The sequence below is a fragment of the Marinobacter sp. Arc7-DN-1 genome, assembly GCF_003441595.1.
In the GTDB taxonomy this organism is placed as follows: domain Bacteria; phylum Pseudomonadota; class Gammaproteobacteria; order Pseudomonadales; family Oleiphilaceae; genus Marinobacter; species Marinobacter metalliresistant.
On record NZ_CP031848.1, the window covers coordinates 1,857,774 to 1,876,406 of the forward strand.

An 18,633-nucleotide genomic window follows, 5' to 3' on the forward strand; every position below is an offset into this window, starting at 1 on the left:
CGCCGGGAAACCGGTCAACTGACACGCCGTTTTGTCCTTGAGAAATATCAAGCATGACTCCCTGCCCTGCTTTGCACAATGGTGTCGAGAAACCCGGATGCCGCCAGGTTTGCGGTCAGGGGCACGTTAACCGAGGGAGTCAAAATCATGGCCAAAACCAACGCAGACATCGAAAACTGGGATGTCGAGAATGAAGAATTCTGGGAGCGGGAGGGCAAGCGCATTGCTTCCCGCAACCTGTGGATTTCCATCCCCAGCCTGCTGATGGGCTTTGCCGTCTGGCTGATGTGGGGAATGATCACCGCCCAGATGAAAAACCTGGGTTTTCCCTTCAGCATTGAACAGCTGTTTACCCTCTCTGCGATTGCAGGCCTGTCCGGCGCAACCCTGCGGATCCCGGCCTCATTCATGATCAAGATTGCCGGCGGGCGGAACACGGTGTTCCTGACCACCGCCCTGCTGATGATCCCGGCGGCCGGTACCGGCATCGCCCTGATGAACCCGGATACACCCTTTATCGTGTTCCAGGCCCTGGCGCTGCTCTCCGGTATCGGTGGTGGCAACTTTGCCTGCTCCATGAGCAACATCAGCACCTTCTACCCGAAAAGCAAACAGGGCTACGGCCTGGGCATGAACGCCGGGCTGGGTAATTTCGGCGTGACCACCATGCAGGTCGTCATTCCACTGGTGATGACCGTTGGCATCTTCGGCGCCCTGGCCGGTGACCCGATGCAACTGCAAAGCCCCAGCGGCACCCTTATCGGCCGTATTGAGGCAGGTACCGACACCTGGATCCAGAACGCCGGATTTATCTGGCTGGTGTTTTTGATTCCGCTGGCGTTTGCCGGCTGGTTCGGCATGAACAACCTGAAAGTGGTTACCCCGAATCCCGGTAATCCGCTTTCGGCGTTTGGCAAGATTCTTGGCCTCTATGGCGTCGGCATTCTGACGTCCATTGCAGGCGTCTGGGCCCTGGGCGTGCTGAACATGTGGCTGGCCCTGCCCCTGACCATCGTGCTCACGCTGATTCTTCTGCGGCTGATCCCGGGCGACATCAAGCCCAACATCCAGAACCAGTTTGCCATCTTCAGCAACAAGCACACCTGGTCCATGACCGTGCTCTACATCCTGACCTTCGGCTCGTTTATCGGCTTCTCCGCCGCCCTGCCGCTGTCCATCAGCGTTATCTTCGGGAACATGATGGACGTTGCTGCCGACGGCACGGTAACCCGGGTGGTGAACCCTGATGCGCCGAGCGCACTGACCTGGGCCTGGATGGGGCCGTTTGTGGGCGCCCTCATTCGCCCGGTCGGCGGCTGGATTTCCGATAAGGTCGGCGGCTCCATCGTTACCCAGATCATCTCGGTTGTGATGGTTGCCGCCTCTGTGGCCACCGGCTACGTGATGATGCTGGCGTACAACTCCACTGATCCGAACGTCTACTTTGCGCCCTTCCTGATTCTGTTCATTATCATGTTCGCCGCCAGCGGTATCGGCAACGGCTCAACCTTCCGCAGCATCGGTTTCATCTTTAACCAGCAGCAGAAAGGCCCGGTTCTGGGCTGGACATCAGCGGTTGCTGCCTACGGTGCATTCATCGCGCCACGGGTGATGGGCCAGGAAATCCAGGCCGGCACACCGGAAGTGGCCATGTATGGGTTTGCGGTGTTCTACGCCCTCTGCCTGGTAGTTAACTGGTGGTTCTACCTGCGCAAGAATGCCTACATCAAGAATCCGTAGAGCTGACACTGCCCGTAACAGAACCGGCGCCAGCGATGGGGTCGGTTTTTTTGTTTGCGGTACGGAGGCAGTAGCTCCGTCTTAAGGTTTGCATTTGGCAGTAAGACTGACCAGTGCTAGGTTTTAAACAGGGGCGAAGCGCAACCCTCTCGCCGGCCGGAGCCAGTCATGTCCTTCGATGATATCTTTGACGCCAGCTATGAACGTGTCGTAATACCCCGTCCCGGCAGTCCGGACTTTTTTGAAGCCTTTTACCGCCGCTTTCTGATGTCGTCGTCGGAAGTCCGCATGCTCTTTCGCAATACGGATATGGCAGAACAACGACATATGCTGAAGAAATCGTTTTTCAGCCTGGTTTCGTTTTACGCAAGCGGCATTATTGACGACGTTCTCCGTCGGACGGCCTACCTGCACAGTGCCCGTCAACTCAACATCAAACCGCACCTCTACGACCTATGGCTGGAGTGCCTGATCGACACCGTAAGGGCTTACGATCCGGAGTTCAGCGACGATGTTGAGCTGGCCTGGAGGCTCATCCTCAGCCCCGGGATCACCTACATGAAGTTTGGCTATTACCATTTCTGAGTATCGAAACAGGCATTCGACAAAAACAAAAAAGCCGCCGGGGGGTGACCCGGCGGCTTTACGGCTGCTGGCTATCAGGTTATCCGACAACAACAGCCTGCCGGCGACGCTCTTCCTCTTCAATCTGCAGATCCACGGAAGACACGTGGTATTCCTCCGAGAACCCGCTCTCAGGCTCTTTCAGCCACATCATGCACAGCAGCCAGCTGACAAATGCGCCACCGGCAATGATGTAGAAGAACTGAGAGGGCGTTACAAAGGTGAAAATAGTGAGGTACACCACCGCGCCCACATTGCCATAGGCACCCGCCATCCCGGAAATCTGGCCGGTGAGGCGACGCTTGATAGAGGGAATGATTCCGAATGTCGCACCTTCCGCACCCTGCACAAAGAAGGATGTGAACACGGTGATCCCCACGGCGATGATCAGGGGCCAGTTGGAGTTCATCAGGCCCATCAGCGCGAAGCCCACCGAGATCCCGAACATGTAGCTGAGCATCACAAACCGGCGATTGCCCATACGGTCTGAAACCAGGCCACCCATCGGGCGTGCCACCAGGTTCACGAAGGCGAAGGAAGCAGCGATCAGGCCGGCAGCGGTGGCGCTCAGGCTCCAGGTTTCCTCGAAGAACATCGGCAGCATGGAAACCACCGCCAGCTCGGCACCAAAGTTCGCGAAGTAGGTGCTGTTCAGCGCAGCAACGCTGTTGAACGGGTATTTGTCATCCTCGGGCACGCCTTTTTTAAGGATCGGCACGTTCACCCTCAGGATCTGGACAATCTGGTAGCCCACAATGGCGACAATCACAGCGTAACAGATGGCCGCTCCGGTGGCACTCAGGTACCCCATGTTTTCGATACGCCAGACCAGAATACCAAGCACACCCACCAGCGGAATGGTCCACAGGATCAGCTTGATCATGTCGCCCCAGTTGCTGACTTCCAGCGCCACCGCCTTGCGCGGCTTGCGATGAACCGTGCCAACAGGGCCGTCGGTAATCGCGAACCAGTAGTAAACGCCGTAAGCCGCCATCACGATCGCGCTTTGGGCGATGGCCCAGCGCCAGCCATCTTCACCGCCATACATTTGCAGGGCGATGGTCGGCAAGGTGATTGCCGCGGCAGCGGAACCGAAATTGCCCCAGCCAGCATAGAAGCCTTCGGCAAAGCCGATGTCTTTCGGTTTGAACCACATGGCGGTCATGTGGATACCCACCACAAAGCTGGCACCAATGGAGCTGAGCACCAGGCGGCTGACCAGGAGCTGGGTCATGGTGTTGCCGAACGCAAATACCAGGGCAGGGATGGCCATCAATACCATCAGTACCGAAAACACCCGGCGGGGGCCGAAGCGGTCCAGGGCCATGCCCACGATAATCCGGGCAGGTATGGTCAGCGCTACGTTGGCGATGGCAAACAGGCGAAGATCATCCGCGGTGAGCCAGTTGACGCTTTTGAGCATACTGGATGCCAGCGGCGCCATGTTGAACCACACGTAGAAGGTTATAAAGAATGCGATCCAGGTCAGGTGCAGGGCCCTGACTTCCGGATTTTTGACGTGGAAAACGTCTGCGACTTTCATGTCAGCCTCCCTGGGCTATCAGATACAGAAACGGTTAGGCGCCAGTCTCAACGGCTGGGCAAAATAAGGAGCGGACACTGGATCCGGCGGGCGAGGAAGGAACTCACGCTGCCGAAGGTCATGTAATCCAATTCGTCCACGAAATAGGTCAGCGAGCGGGCGATAAATCCGCCGTCCGGTTCATTGCTGTGGCGCGCAATAACGAGCATATCGGGATGGATCTTTTTCTCCGCGGCGTACAGCAGCATTTTCCGCGCATCCCCCTCAAGCAGCATGCTTTCGGCGGAAATCTGCTCCTGCTCGCACACTCCCAGGGCCTCAGCAAGGTGCTCTTTCAGTTCGGCCACTTCCTGCTGGAACAGGTCTTCGTTTCCGGAGGTGATATCCCGTGGGTTTTCAGCAACCGCAACCAGGGTGATCACGGGTTTGAGATCGCGGAACATGGTGATGGTCTGAGCCAGAGCCAACCTGGCGTTCCTCGAACCGTCGTAGGCAATCATAATGTTCATTTTATGGGTTCTCCCGAAGGCGTTTTTCATCGCCCGTGTAAGGGGCAGGCATTGGTATCTGCCAGCATTAGCCCACACTCCGGCGCCCCCCATAATTGACGGAAATCAACGTTCGCAGCATGTACCCCACGAGAGAAATCAAGGGTCTATCCCTCCGGCCTCGAAAAGCTCCGATCACCTACCACCACCGCCCCCAGCAGGAGGTACCTCCAATGCCCCGCATCGGAAAACCCTGTTTTTGGTAAGGTTTAGGCGATGTTTTCAGACATCGTTTAATGAATGTCCGGAGGGAGCGGAGCATGGCCAATAGCCCGTCAAAACCAGAGCAATATCGTGCGCTCGGTTTATCCACATTTGCCTTCACCCTGTGCTTTGCGGTGTGGACGATTTTCTCCATCATCGGAATCCGCATCAGCGAAGATCTGGGGCTGTCGGATACCCAGCTTGGCCTGCTGATGGCCACCCCGATTCTCACCGGCTCCATCAGCCGGCTGTTCCTCGGTATCTGGACGGACCGCTATGGTGGCCGCTGGGTATTTGGCATCCTGATGCTCACCACCGCCGCCTGCGTGTACCTGCTGACCTTCGCAACCACTTACCTGATGCTGCTGGTGGGCGCCCTGGGTGTCGGCCTGGCCGGTGGCGCCTTCATCGTCGGCGTGGCCTACACGGCGGCATGGTTTGAACCGGAACGCCAGGGTACGGCGCTGGGGATTTTTGGCGCGGGCAATGTGGGTGCTGCGGTAACCAACTTCGGGGCCCCGTTCCTGTTGGTCGCGTTCGGCTGGCAGAGCACGGCTCAGATCTACGCCACCGTGCTGGCAATCATGGGTGTGGTCTTCATCCTGCTGGCCAGGGAGGACCCTCTGGCCGCAGAGCGGGCCGGCACCAGGGCCAAATCATTCATGGAGCAGATGGAGCCGCTGCGTGAGCTGAGGGTCTGGCGGTTTGCTTTGTACTATTTCTTCGTATTCGGCGCTTTTGTCGCCCTGGCGCTCTGGTTGCCTCACTTCCTTATTGGCGTTTACGGCCTGGACATCAAAACGGCGGGCATCATCGCCGCGCTCTACACCATTCCGGCGTCACTGTTCCGTGTCCTCGGGGGTTGGATGTCGGACCACTTCGGTGCCCGCCGGGTGATGTACTGGACCTTCGGTGCCTCCGTTGTCTGTACCTTCCTGCTGAGCTATCCGCCCACCGAGTATGTGGTGCAGGGCATCGATGGCGATATCCGCTTTACCCTTGAGATGAGCCTGCCGGTGTTCGTGGCGCTGATCTTTATTCTGGGTTTCTTCATGTCCCTGGGTAAGGCGGCGGTCTACAAGCACATTCCTGTCTACTATCCGATGCACGTGGGCGCTGTGGGTGGCGTTGTCGGGATGATTGGCGGACTCGGGGGATTCATTCTGCCACTGGCCTTCGGCGTGCTGAACGACCTCACCGGAATCTGGCAGAGCAATTTTATGTTGATGTTTGTGATCGTCGCAGCCGCCCTGGTGTGGATGCACTATGCGATCCGATCCGCAGAGCGGGTTGAGTGGGCTGCCAACGAGGAACGAACCGATTTGCCAGAGCTGGCCTCTCCCCAACTTTTCTACCCACTGAACCGGAAAAAACAGCAGGAGCCTCTGATCGAGCCACCCCGGCGAAAGAGCCGACTGCAGTGAGCGAACCGCCGATGCGTATTCCAGACGAAGCCTGCCACCCATTCCACGCGAAAGCTGCCACTGATTCCACGGCAAGGCTGTCACCTTGGCAGGCTGCCTGACTCACTCCATCAAACTATCAAAATCGTTCGGCACGGGATAACTTAACGGTACTCTGCCCCTTTTCATCCGGAGAGGGCCAGATGCCAGCGAAGAGGTTACCAATGTAAGATCAAAATTGCTGCATCCGTCACCGCACAGTGGTTACATATTGCAACACCTCAACCACCTGTTCCGGTGTCTGAGCCCACGCCATGGCTGCAGCATCTACCTCCTTCAAGGGATGTACGATGTCCTCGCCGTGAAGCGTGATATAGGGCCTACCTAAAGCCGCACAGTAACCGGCATCGAAAGCGGCGTTCCACTGCTTGTATTTATCGCCGAATCGGATCACGGCCAGATCGCACTGTTCCAGCATCGTCTTGGTGCGAATGCCATTTACTTTGGACGACTGATGATCCCGCCAAAACGGAACCTCCGGCACGCCCAATATATCACCGGCGGCATCACTGGCTCCGTGATCGGTGACGGGTGCTGTAAACTCGACGGGCAACCCCAGCGCTGCCACACCGGCCTGAAGCTGTTCACGCCAGTCAGTATGAATTTCACCAGAAAGGTACACAGTCCAGCTCATTTAAAACTCCTAGCTTGTTGTCGGGCTATTCTTTATAAATACCTGAAAAGGCCTACCATGATGTCGCTATATATTGGGTTTCGAGGAACTCTTTTATACCATCCTGAGCACCTTCCCGGCCTATACCACTTTCCTTCATACCACCGAACGGAGCGGCGGGGTCAGATACAAAGCCGCGGTTTACGCCAACAATGCCTGCGTTCAGCCTCTGTGCGATTCTCATCGCATTACCGACATCCTCGCTGAAAACATAGGCAGCGAGGCCGTAAGGCGTGTCGTTGGCCTGCTGGATAACAGAACCCACATCCCGAAAGCGGACCAGGGGCGCAACGGGACCAAACACCTCCTGATCAAGAATACGCGCGTCTGGCTCGACATTTTTAAGCACCGTTGGTGCGAAGAAAAAACCTTTCTCGTGAAGCGCCGTACCACCGGTTGCAACAGTGGCTCCGTCCTCCACTGCCTCAGCAACGATGGCCTTTAGTTTTTCCAGTTCCTTACGGGAAATGATCGAGCCCACATCGCTGTCCGCGTCTAACCCGTTGCCAACTTTCAGTTCCTCAAACCGCTCTACAAGTCTGTCGCAGAACTCATCGTATATCGCGTCGTGAACAAAAAGTCTGTTTGCAGCAATACAAGACTCGCCGGCATTGCGCAATTTGGCAACAAAGGCCCCCTCAATAGCCGTATCAATATCCGCGTCCTCACAGACAATAAGCGGGGCATTTCCACCGAGCTCCATCGATGTATTGAGAACCCTTTTGGCCGCCGTACCAAGCAGAAGTCGTCCGACACCCGTGCTACCTGTGAAGGAAATTTTTCGCAACCGATGATCACTCACCAGCGCCTCGGTTAGCATACCCGCATCATCAGTCGTTAAAACGTTTACAAGACCATCGGGAACGCCGCAGCGTTGCATCAAATCTGCAAGGTACATGGAGGTAAGCGGGGTCTCTTTTGGTGGCTTTACAACGACACCGCAACCAGCGGCGATCGCTGGCGCAATTTTTCGGGTAATCATCGCTGCCGGGAAATTCCATGGCGTAATCAGCAAAGCCGTTCCCACCGGTTGGTGTGTCACAACAATCGTATGTTTGCCACTGGGGGACTGTCGCATTTCCCCGCCCAAACGCAGAGATTCCTCCCCATACCAACGGAAAAATTCCGAGGCGTAATCAACCTCGCCAGTTGACTCCTTCAGGGTTTTACCTTCCTCAAGCGTAATCAATCTGGCAATGGTGTTCTTTTCTTCCTGCATCGTGTCGAAAATGGTCCTCAAAACCTCGGAACGCTCTCGTGGCGTTCGGGCCAGCCACTCGGTCACCGCCCTATCGCATGCATTCATAGCCATTTCTGCATGCTCGGATGTGCAGTTAGGGACAGCCGTAATGACCTCCTCCGTTGCGGGATTGATCACATCGAACTTTGTTGCGGTTTCTGTAATCCACTCGCCATTTAAAAACAGCCCGTTAGGCACGCTTTTCCCAACTTCTTCAATATAAAATTTCACAAAAAAGACTCCCATGTTCGGGATTTAAAAACATCTACGGAACGACCGGCCTGGCCCTGAAGACGGTGCTGAACACAAGATCGCAGTCACCGTCTTCATGTCACATTACGATCAGTACTTGTTAGCGATGAAAAGATCCTTGGACGGGAATAATGTGATCACCTGACATCCGTCCGGAGTCACAACAACCTCTTCTTCGATGCGAGCAGCACCGTTTCCGTCAGCGGCGGGGCAGTATGTTTCGAGTGCAAAAACCATCCCCTCCTGTAATTCAAACGGACTGTCAAACGATACAAGCCGGCTTATGATAGGTCGCTCGTGCAGCGCCATTCCCAAACCATGGCCAAACTGCAGACCAAACGCCTCCATCTCATTGGGGAAGCCAAAGTCAGTCGCCTTAGGCCACACGGCGGCAATTTTATCGGTAGTCATCCCGGGACGAACCAACTCGATTGCAGAGTCTATCCACTCCCGCGCCTGCTTGTAGGCGTCTTCCTGCGACCTGGTAGAGCTGCCGATATTCAGAGTGCGGTAGTAACAGGTGCGATACCCCATGAACGCCTGAATAATATCGAAAAATGCTTGATCACCCGGCCGGTACATGCGGTCAGTAAAATTATGAGGGTGCGGGCAACAGCGTTCACCGGATACGGCATTGATTGCCTCCACGTCATCAGAGCCGTTGTCGTAGAGAAACTTATTGACCAGGGCCACCATCTCGTTTTCCCGGGTACCCGGGCGAAGCTTCTCCGCCAGGTGATCGTAGGCGCCATCCACCATCGTGGCGGCCATATTCAGGAGAGTGATTTCATCCTGGCTCTTGATCTGTCGCGCATCCAGCATGATCTGTTGCACATCTCGTATTTCCAGACCGGCTTCCTGGAGTGCAAATAACATTGGCGGCTCGGCGACATCTACGCCCACCGGCATATCGGCAACTCCCTCAGCTTTGAGGATATCCCGAATCTCTTCCGCCGCACGCTTGAAAAGACCAGCTTCCTGGCCAATAGACCCTCTCAAGCCAAGCATGCCAGCCCGACAACGATCCTGCTTCAGCCAGGGTGCGTAGATCCGATGGTGAGCGGCAGCTGATCCGAAATCCCACAAATAGGGATCAGAATTGCCGGTAAACAGGGCGTAACGACAAAACTTATCCCGCGTCCACTCGCCAATAACCGAGCTGGTAAGGTAGCGAATGTTGTTGTTGTCAAAACACAGAATGGCGCCGAGATCGGAATCTGCCAGAGCGTTTCGGGCCCTCCCCGTCCTGTAGCGATGCAAACGGTCATAGTTCACGCGCTCCTCGAAATCCACATGCATTCTGCCCGGCGCCGGTATGGGACGTCCCCAAACCCAGTGTGGATCTACATCTTCGGAGCGAACAATGGTTGGCTCGCTGGGTTTCACTGTTTTAGCCATGATTCCTCCTGGTGCAACGGCAAAGAAAAGCCTGATTCGCGTACGATTGCTAACACAAAACACTTTAGTGCAAACGTTTGCGTAAATCAATTTTAAATCTGCAAAGAAGCCATAAGTTCAGTGCTTATGTATACTGTTGATATCGGATTCATAGTTCCGGCACACAGTCCGCAATCAGCTTTTCAGTCTCCTTTCGGGTTTTTTGCTTTGATACAGAAAAAACGAGTCACGCTTCGCGATTTGGCGGAGCACCTGAACATTAATACCTCCACGGTTTCCCGCGCTCTTAGCGAGAAATCGAATGGGATGATCTCTCCTGAAGTAGTGAAACGCGTAAGAAAGGCCGCTGAGGAAATGGGCTATAAGCAAAATGCGGCTGCCTACGCGCTCAAGGTTGGGAGTACCAAAACCATTGGTATGATTATTCCGGACCTGATGAATCCGGTGTTTCCTCCGATTATCAGAGGCATACAGAGCGTGCTCGACCAGTACGGGTACACTGCATTTCTGGCTTATAGCCAGAACAATGAGGGAGTCGCCCGTACTGAAGTAGAGAGGCTTATAAGCCGCGGGGTGGATGGCATCATTTACGCCGCAGCTTTCCGCAAGGACAGTGTTGTGGATTTATGCAAAAAGCAGGGCGTACCGCTGGTTCTGGTTAATCGAGTGGTAGATCAGGGCGATGTAGACACCGTGAAAGTCGATGACACGCTTGGTATCAGAATGGCGGTCGACCACCTGTTAGATCTTGGCCATCAGAAAATCGGGTTTATTGCAGGCCCCAAAGACATATCTGTTTCACACATCCGGCTACGCGCCTTTACGCAAACCATGTCCGACCGTGATTTGGCCGTGGACCCGCACCGCATTGTCGAGGCCCACGCGCTTTCAGAAACCGCCGGGGAGGAAGCAATGTCGCTATTTCTCCAAAAAAATCCCGACGCAACAGCGGTGATTGCGTCAAACGACCTCATTGCGCTGGGCTGTATTACTGCTATGACACAATTTGGTTATACCTGTCCAAAGAGAATGTCCATCGTTGGCTTCAACAATATGCCTTACCTGGACTGGTTCGCGACGCCTCTCACGACGGTGTCCATTCCCCATTTCCAGATGGGGGAACGATCCGCCGATCTGCTGCTGAAACGGATCAAGTCCGGTAACGCTGACTTTCACGAGGAAGTGTTACTGAAGCCCAGGCTTGTCGTCCGTAAATCAACGGCCGCGCCGGCCAAAACCAGAAAGAAAATCGAGGCCTCTTAAGACGCCTCGGCAACCTGCCCGGTAATGGCCCGGATTAGCAGGTCCTCAGTCACTTCGCTACGATCAAAGCATCGTGTTATCCGGCCATCGTACATGCCGATAATGCGGTCACTCACAGTGAGAACTTCGGGCATTTCAGAACTGACAACAATCACCGCAAGGCCGGATTTTGCCAGCTCCCTGATCAGGTGATGGATCTCTGATTTTGAACCGACGTCAATCCCCCGTGTTGGCTCATCCAGAATCAGAATCTTCGGCGAGGTGCTCAACCATTTGCCAATCACCACTTTCTGCTGGTTGCCGCCACTTAAGTTCTGCGTGGAATAATCCCAGCCCGGAGTCTTGATCCGGAGTTTTTTCCTATACTCTTCAAAGGTCTCTTTCTCAGCAGCTGCATTGATCCAGCCAAGCTTGGTAAAGGTGCTGATATTGGCCAATGTGGTGTTATCTTTACAACTCATCCCCAGCACAAGGCCCTGCTCTTTCCGGCTTTCCGGTACCAGCCCAAGCCCTTGATCTATAGCGTCAGAGGGCGAATTTATGCCCAGCTGTTTGCCATTGATCCTGATTTCGCCCGAGTCCGGCTTGCGCAGGCCGAAGATGGTTTCCATCACTTCGGTGCGGCCAGCCCCTACCAGGCCATAGAAACCAACCACCTCACCGATGTGTACGTCAAAAGAAACGCCCGAGTACAGACCTTCCACGCTCAGATCACTGACCTGAAGGGCTTTCTCGCCAAGTTCAGGGGGTTCGTGGGTAATGTCGGAATCAAGATCGCGGCCGATCATGCGCTGGGTCACTTCGTCTTCGTTGGTTTGCGCCGTATCGAAGGTCTCCTGGTAGACACCGTCGCGCAATACAGATATCCGGTCAGACAGCTCGAAAATCTCATCCATGCGGTGGGAGATATAGACAATCGCAGTGCCACTCTCTCTCAGCTCCCTGATGACACCGAAAAGAACCACTTTCTCATAGTCTGTCAGCGACGCCGTCGGCTCATCGAAGACCACGACTTTCGGCTGGAAAACCAGCGCACGGGCAATTTCAACCATCTGTTGATTGGCGATCGACAGGCTGCCCAGGCGCTCCGTGGGCTTGAACTTGCAGTTAAGGCGCTCCAGGATTCCCTCGCAACGCCTGTTCAGTAGGCCATTGTTAACGAACCACTTCGCCATTCGGGGCATATTCCCCAGGAAAACATTCTCACCTACGGTCATATCCGGCACGAGGGACAATTCCTGATGGATCAGCAGCACGCCGTGATCTCTCGCTTCCAGCGGTGTTCGCATCTGGACCCGCTGATCTTCAAGAACAACCTCACCGGTGTCCGGCTGATAGATGCCCGCCAGTATTTTCATCAAAGTGGATTTGCCCGCGCCATTCTCTCCCAGAAGCGCATGAACCTCTCCGGCTCGAACATCCAGATCCACACCATCCAGAGCCTTCACACCCGGGAAGGATTTACTGACGTTTTTCAACTCAAGCAACGGTTTCTGGCCTGAGACCGGGCCTATCGACTCTTTCACGTCAACTTGTGTGCTCATGCGCCTACCCCTTGACCTTGCTGTTCCGCAAAGCGTTTATCAATAATCAGAACGATGATTAAGATCGAGCCCAGAATAATCAGAACGTAGAATGACGGCACCTGAAGCAGGTTCATCCCGTTTCTGAGTATCGCAATAGCCAAAACGCCACCAAAGGTTCCAATGATGCTGCCAAAGCCGCCCGTCAGGCGCGTGCCGCCGAGAACCACCGCAGTAATTGCCCAGAGTTCGTAATTACGACCAAGGTTAGGTGTGGACGCACCCATCTGGGTGGACAGAAGAATGCCGGACAGCGCCGCCAGGAAACCCACCAGAATAAAATTGATCAACATGTGCGGCCCAACGCGAATACCAGCCTCTTTGGCCGCAACCCGGTTACCACCCACCGCAAACACATTGCGACCGTGAACGCTGTATTTGAGCATCAAATGGGCAAGGATGGTCAGTGCAATGAAAATGAGCGCCAGCGTCGGAACAGAAAACAGCGTACTTGAACCAAAGTCGGAATAGGCAAAGTCGAATGCGTAAAAGGATTGCTCTTCGGTGTAGATAAAAACGAGCCCCCGCACACCAATCATCGCCCCCAGTGTGACAATGAACGCATCAACACCGGTTTTCCAGGCGATGATGCCGTTCAGCGCACCGATGGCAATACCGGACAGCAGCCCGACGCAAACCGCCCCGGGGATGCCGAGGGCCGGCTGCAGCCCTACCGCAAGGCTGGCAGCCAGAGCCACCGTAGCGCCCACAGACAGATCAATGTTGCCGTTGATCATGACGTAGGTCATCCCGAGAGCAATCAGCCCGATCGTCGACGCCTGCACCAGGATATTGCTGAAATTATTCAGATCGAAAAAATAGGGCGACGAAAAGCTGAAGAAAATAGTAATGGCAAGAACGAACAGCCAGATGGGCTGTTTTGTTGCGATGGCGAATATACGTTTCATTGTTTTTGTCCCCGTTATCTGTCGGGTTTTAATAAGTGCTGAGCAGCTTTCCACGCTTGGCGGCGATATCCAGCCATACGGCGACGATAATAACGCCCCATGTAACGAGCCACTGGGTGTAATATGGGTAGCCCAACAGCAGCAAACCGTTCTGGATCAATGCAAGAATGAGCACGCCAATGATGGTCCGTACAATGCTGCCAGAGCCGCCCAACAGGCTCGTTCCCCCGAGAATGACACCAGCGAGCACAAGCAACTCATAGCCCTCACCCACATTGTTCTGGGAACCCATAACCCGGGAGCCCAGAATCAGGGCCGCGCAACCGGTTGTGAACGCAGATAACAGGTAGGTGCTGAATACCAGGCGATTCCTCCGCAGCCCCGAGAACAGAGCCGCCGTGCCATTGCCGCCGATGGCGAATATCTTTCGCCCGAAACCGGTTTTGACCAGCACGATTTGCAGAATGATTCCAAGCGTGATGAAAAGCAGTGCCGGTACAGGTATGCCAAAAAGCTCCTCTCGGCCAAAAAAGGCAAACCAGGTGTTTTCCTGGTCAGCAATATCGACGTTCTTGCCGCCGGTATAAACGAGCGTGATCCCTTGAATGGCAGACAGCATCCCCAGGGTCACGATCAGCGAATTCAACCTCAGATAACCAATCAGGTAACCGTTTACCGCACCTATCAGAAGGGTGAACAAAAACATCAGCACGATGGCCATGCCAGGGTCCACCTTGTCATGCAGATCCACCACCAGAACAGTTGAAAAGGACAGCAGAGATCCAACCGAAAGGTCGAGATTACCGCCGATGACCACAAAGGTGACGCCCAATGCAATGGTGCCGATAATTGAGGCCTGCATCACGACGGTAAAAAAGTTGTCAGCACTGAGAAACTTGCTGCTAGCCAGTGAAAAGACCACCACGCAGACAACAAAAGCCACTGAAATGCCGTGCTTTCCAAAAAACTGAAGCGGCGATACGTCCTTTCCAGGCAAACCTGACTTTAACGACTCCACCCATGCTTTCATCATTTGACTCCAACCAATGGAGGGGCCCCTGTTTTCCGGGGCCCCTTATTACCTTCAGATTACCCTGATCAGAAAACGGGCTTTTCGAATTCGTCCATGTTCTCCGGTGTAATCTTTGGCGTGTCAAAATAACTCAGTTTCTCAACCTTTTGGCCCTGTGCAACAGCAATTGCAGTCTTCAACGCGTTGCGGGCATCCTCGGCGGGTGACTGATACACTGATCCGTGGTATTCGCCGCGGGCCATGGCCTCGTATCCAACCGCAAAGTTGGTTGCACCAATGAAAACAATATCGTCAGCTCGGCCCGCAGCTTTTGCGGCGTTGAGCGCTCCAACACCCATGTTATCGTCGGCTGCATACACACCATCGATGCTGTCATAACGAGTCAGGAAGCCTTCCATCGTCCGCTGTGATTTCTCGCGATTCCAGTCGCCGGGTTGCGTATCCAGAATAGTCACATTGGGGCAAACCTCAGGGAGACGATCCTCAAAGCCTTTTTGCCGCTCAACGGCGGTTGTATATCCTGGCTTCCCAGTGATCTGAACGATCTGACCTTTGCCGCCGAGCTGGTCACACATCATTTCAGCAGCATACGCGCCCTGTTGGATGTTGTTAGGACCGGAGAACGACGCAATCAGTGGCTGTCCCGCTTCCGCAATATTGGAGTTTGTAACGACTACAGGAATTCCCTTATCCACAGCGCCTTTAATAGCCGGGACAACCGCCTGACCATCGGTTGGCCAGATGATTATCACATCAACCTGCTGTTGAATCAGATCCCTTACCTGGGAAATCTGGCGGGCAACATCCCCGCCTGCATCAAGCACCACGGCCTCTACGTTATCTGCCTCAGCAGCTGCCTCCTCAAAGGCCTGCTCATAGGTGGTCTGATAGCTATCTACGCCGACGTTATTCTGGGTGATGCCAATTCTAAAGGTTTCTGCCTGCGCCATTGCTGACAACCCGAGGCTGACTGCTCCGGCGATCGATAAGACTTTGCCGACATTTCCGATAGTGCGAACTGAATTGATCTGGGTTTTCATTGTTAAAGCTCCGTTGATTGTTTTTAGACGGATCGTGAGGGTTTTCTACAGCCCATTACTCACTATGGCAAAGCCAGTCACACAATGCAAACGTTTGCATGAAAGCTTCCGTTTTCCTTCTTAGTGTTGATGCCCCTCCTCTACTTCACCCTTTTCAACAAGCAAAACCTCGGTCGTAATGAGCAGAGTTGCGAGTGAGGACGCCGTCTGCACAGCCAGCCGTGTAACTTTTGTCGGATCAATAATGCCTGTTTCGAACAGAGACTCCATTTCCCCCGTTGCTGCGTTCAAGCCGTAATCCAGCCTCTGACCCCGAATATTTTCGATAACCACCCCGGGGACCAGGCCTGCATTCTCTGCAATCGTAGACAACGGAGCTTCCAATGCTCTGATAGTGAGGGCATATCCGGCCGCTTCATCCGGGGACAGCTCGTCCGCAGGCTCCATTACTTCAATTGCCCGGACCAATGCTACGCCACCGCCTGGCACATACCCTTCTTCGACAGCAGCACGCGTGGCCTGAATAGCATCGCCAATACGATCTTTTCGCTCTTCCATCTCTATTTCGGTAGCGGCCCCTACCTTGATTACCCCAATACCGCCGGAAAGTCGTGCCTTGCGCTGCATAAGCTTTTCCCGGTCATAGTCTGAAAATGCATCCGGTAGCTGCTGCTTAATCTGGTCAATTCTGTCAGTAATCGCATCGGGATCGCCCAGACCGTCCACGATCGTGCAGGTATCCTGAGTGATAACCACTCTTTTAGCGCTGCCAAGATCAGCTTCCTGAAGATGAGAAACAGCCACTCCAAGTTCATCCGATACCAGGCGGGCACCCGTCAATATCGCGATATCTGCAATCATGTTTTTACGCCGGTCACCGAATCCCGGAGACTTTACAGCCGCCACTTTTACCCGGCCTTTCATATGATTAACGATAAGCGTTGGCAGGGTGTCATGCTCAAATTCTTCGGCAATAATCAGAAGTGGACGCCGACTCTTCCCCACCTCTTCCAGAAGCGGGACCAGGTCATTAAAGGCATCGAATTTTCCGTCGATGGCCAGAATCAGCGGGTATTCAAAATCCACCGACATGGTCTTGTGGTCGTTAATAAAATGAGGCGATGCATATCCACGGTCAAACTGCATGCCTTTGACCAGGTTCAGCTCAAGGTCAAATCCTGTTCCGTCCTCAACCGTTATCACACCTTCTGTGCCAATTACGCTCATGGCGTCGGCAATCATTTTGCCGACTTCAATATCTCCATTTGCGGAGATAGTGGCTATACGGCGAATGGACTCAGGATCATTGCACGCCTGTGACATTTCATTGAGCGCAGTAACCGCATCTCTGGTTGCCCGCTCTATCCCACGCTTGACAGCCACCGGGCTCATATTTGCCGCGACCGCCCTCATACCTTCAACCATAAGCGCCTGAGCCAGAACCGTCGCGGTTGTCGTTCCGTCCCCGACCTCTTCATTTACCCTGGACGCAACGTTCCGGGCCAGACGCGCCCCGGTATCCTCTATCTCGTCAGACAGTTCCGTCTCTTTTGCAACCGACACACCATCCTTTGTTACGTATGGAAGGCGATCTTTCTTACTGATCACCACATGTCGACCACAAGGGCCTAGCGTCGCCTTAACCGCATCACCGAGTGCGTTGATTCCCCGCAGCAACGAATTCCGTGCTTCCTGATTAAACTGAATATGTTTCGCCGACATAAGCAATAAGCTCCTGATTAATAACGATTGGATGTTCTTTTTATTGTTCGCTGACCCAGGCGAGCACGGCGCTGGTATGAATGATTAATCTTTCACGACCAGCGGCTGTTACAAGTTCGCCCTGACCGGTTGAAAAAAAGACGATATCGCCCCGTTTTATGCCTTCAAGACGGGACAGCGCTTCATAGCCCCCCTCAACAAAACGCCCTTTCGGGGATTCTCCCGAGCTTCTGTTCGACATCACGATACCTTGGGCTGACTCGTGCCGTTGCTCAATGAATTCCAAAACCAGTCGATCCGGAGCGGGATGCAACGTCATAATCAATTTCTCCAATTGGTAAATGCTTTCTGCTTACTGACACTTTCTTGTTTGCGTAGCGCACACCATCAAACTTAGCGCAATCGTTTGCATTTGTAAAATTCGTTCGCTAGACTTATTTTTCCACTCGATACCCAAACAACGATAAGATGCGGGGAAACTATGGATAAGACACGTTTACAAAGTAAAAACTGCCTGATTACTGGATCAGCCAGAGGTATTGGTGCGGCTGTTGCCGAGTATTATGCGGAACAGGGCGCAAAGGTTTGTATTGCAGACATCAATATCGAAGGGTGCGAACAGGTTGCTTCCCGGATTCGCGAGAAAGGCGGGGAGGCGATAGCGGTTGCTCTGGATGTAACCAGCCGAGAACAAATGAAAGCGGCTGTTAAGGCCACAGTTGATGCGTTCGGCAGTTTAAACGTGATGGTTAATAACGCTGGCATCAACAAGCCTCTGATGTTCATGGATATTACCGAAGAAAACTGGCGACAGATCATGGACGTGAACGCCTGGGGCTGCCTGGTTGGTATGCAGGAAGCAGCCAGGCAGATGATCGAACAGGGGAAGGAAAATGGCCCCTACAAGATCATTAACGTAGGCTCAATCCTGAGCAGGCAGGCTTTTGACGATGTCATTCCCTACTCATGCAGCAAGCACGCTGTTATGGCAATGATTAATGGTGGGGCCAAGGCACTGGTAGACCACAACATCACGGTTAACGGCTATGGCCCAGGTGTCGTGAGAACAGAATTGTGGGAGCAGCTAGACAAAGACTTGGTGGCCATTGGGAAATTTGAAAAACCCGGACAGTCTATGGATGAGTTGGCCGAAAACATGATTCTCATGAAGCGTTACTCCTATCCCGAGGACATCGTGGGAACCGCGTCATTCCTGGCAAGCAGTGAATCTGATTACATGACTGGCCAGCTGCTCATGATCGATGGCGGCATAGTGATGCAATGACCCACCTCCACTCATAGGGGCCTCTGAGTAGTGGTAACTCGTCAATAATGGCCTGATGTTGAACAGGCGCCCCAATATTGTGCTCAACATACCCCCTCCCAATTCATGGGAGTT

General features: G+C 54.0%; 16 protein-coding genes. 5 read left to right on the forward strand and 11 right to left on the reverse strand.

Annotation, left to right across the window (positions count from 1 at the left end):
- The first annotated feature begins 147 nt into the window (after positions 1–147).
- A complete protein-coding gene (locus D0851_RS08760) occupies positions 148–1,740 on the forward strand; it encodes an antiporter (RefSeq protein ID WP_117618299.1) in 1,593 nt (530 codons plus the stop codon).
- Between the two features lie 168 nt (positions 1,741–1,908).
- On the forward strand, positions 1,909–2,325 hold the full coding sequence (locus D0851_RS08765) for a globin (RefSeq protein WP_117618300.1): 417 nt from the start codon (positions 1,909–1,911) through the stop codon (positions 2,323–2,325).
- Positions 2,326–2,404: 79 nt separating this feature from the next.
- Here D0851_RS08765 and D0851_RS08770 read toward each other — a convergent pair whose 3' ends face one another.
- Together D0851_RS08770 and D0851_RS08775 are read right to left on the reverse strand one after the other, a co-directional pair.
- Entirely contained in the window at positions 2,405–3,907 is a 1,503-nt protein-coding gene (locus tag D0851_RS08770; protein WP_117618301.1) for an MFS transporter, read from the reverse strand.
- A 47-nt stretch (positions 3,908–3,954) separates the two neighbouring features.
- Complete coding sequence (locus tag D0851_RS08775; RefSeq protein WP_117618302.1) at positions 3,955–4,416, reverse strand: universal stress protein; 462 nt, start codon at positions 4,414–4,416, stop codon at positions 3,955–3,957.
- Between the two features lie 299 nt (positions 4,417–4,715).
- Here D0851_RS08775 and D0851_RS08780 point away from each other — a divergent pair, with 299 nt between their 5' ends.
- Positions 4,716–6,083, forward strand: a complete 1,368-nt coding sequence (locus tag D0851_RS08780; RefSeq protein WP_117618303.1) for an MFS transporter — start codon at positions 4,716–4,718, stop codon at positions 6,081–6,083.
- Positions 6,084–6,312: 229 nt separating this feature from the next.
- On the opposite strand, the gene D0851_RS08790 is transcribed toward D0851_RS08780, so the two are convergent.
- From D0851_RS08790 to D0851_RS08800, 3 genes are all read right to left on the reverse strand, one after another.
- Positions 6,313–6,756 (reverse strand): YtoQ family protein, encoded by a 444-nt coding sequence (locus D0851_RS08790; RefSeq protein WP_117618304.1) that lies wholly within the window; start codon positions 6,754–6,756, stop codon positions 6,313–6,315.
- 52 nt (positions 6,757–6,808) lie between these two features.
- The gene (locus D0851_RS08795; protein ID WP_227539497.1) at positions 6,809–8,266 is read right to left on the reverse strand and encodes an NAD-dependent succinate-semialdehyde dehydrogenase; all 1,458 of its coding nucleotides are present in this window, start codon (positions 8,264–8,266) and stop codon (positions 6,809–6,811) included.
- A gap of 111 nt (positions 8,267–8,377) precedes the next feature.
- Complete coding sequence (locus D0851_RS08800) at positions 8,378–9,685, reverse strand: M24 family metallopeptidase (RefSeq protein WP_117618306.1); 1,308 nt, start codon at positions 9,683–9,685, stop codon at positions 8,378–8,380.
- 126 nt (positions 9,686–9,811) lie between these two features.
- On the opposite strand from D0851_RS08800, the gene D0851_RS08805 reads away from it, so the two are divergent.
- Positions 9,812–10,948: a LacI family DNA-binding transcriptional regulator gene (locus tag D0851_RS08805; protein WP_117618307.1), complete on the forward strand. Its 1,137-nt coding sequence runs from the start codon at positions 9,812–9,814 to the stop codon at positions 10,946–10,948.
- On the opposite strand, the gene D0851_RS08810 is transcribed toward D0851_RS08805, so the two are convergent.
- From D0851_RS08810 to D0851_RS08835, 6 genes are all read right to left on the reverse strand, one after another.
- Positions 10,945–12,492: a sugar ABC transporter ATP-binding protein gene (locus D0851_RS08810; protein ID WP_117618308.1), complete on the reverse strand. Its 1,548-nt coding sequence runs from the start codon at positions 12,490–12,492 to the stop codon at positions 10,945–10,947. The two genes, D0851_RS08805 and D0851_RS08810, sit on opposite strands and share 4 nt — an antisense overlap.
- Positions 12,489–13,439, reverse strand: a complete 951-nt coding sequence (locus D0851_RS08815; RefSeq protein WP_117618309.1) for an ABC transporter permease — start codon at positions 13,437–13,439, stop codon at positions 12,489–12,491. Before D0851_RS08815 ends, D0851_RS08810 begins: the two co-directional genes overlap by 4 nt.
- Before the next feature lie 28 nt (positions 13,440–13,467).
- The gene (locus tag D0851_RS08820) at positions 13,468–14,472 is read right to left on the reverse strand and encodes an ABC transporter permease (protein ID WP_117618310.1); all 1,005 of its coding nucleotides are present in this window, start codon (positions 14,470–14,472) and stop codon (positions 13,468–13,470) included.
- A 65-nt stretch (positions 14,473–14,537) separates the two neighbouring features.
- Entirely contained in the window at positions 14,538–15,512 is a 975-nt protein-coding gene (locus D0851_RS08825; protein ID WP_205422298.1) for a sugar ABC transporter substrate-binding protein, read from the reverse strand.
- A 120-nt stretch (positions 15,513–15,632) separates the two neighbouring features.
- Positions 15,633–17,234: a chaperonin GroEL gene (gene groL / locus D0851_RS08830; protein ID WP_117618311.1), complete on the reverse strand. Its 1,602-nt coding sequence runs from the start codon at positions 17,232–17,234 to the stop codon at positions 15,633–15,635.
- A 40-nt stretch (positions 17,235–17,274) separates the two neighbouring features.
- Positions 17,275–17,568 (reverse strand): hypothetical protein, encoded by a 294-nt coding sequence (locus D0851_RS08835; protein ID WP_162893707.1) that lies wholly within the window; start codon positions 17,566–17,568, stop codon positions 17,275–17,277.
- A 147-nt stretch (positions 17,569–17,715) separates the two neighbouring features.
- Here D0851_RS08835 and D0851_RS08840 point away from each other — a divergent pair, with 147 nt between their 5' ends.
- Complete coding sequence (locus D0851_RS08840) at positions 17,716–18,519, forward strand: SDR family NAD(P)-dependent oxidoreductase (RefSeq protein WP_117618313.1); 804 nt, start codon at positions 17,716–17,718, stop codon at positions 18,517–18,519.
- Positions 18,520–18,633 lie beyond the last annotated feature (114 nt).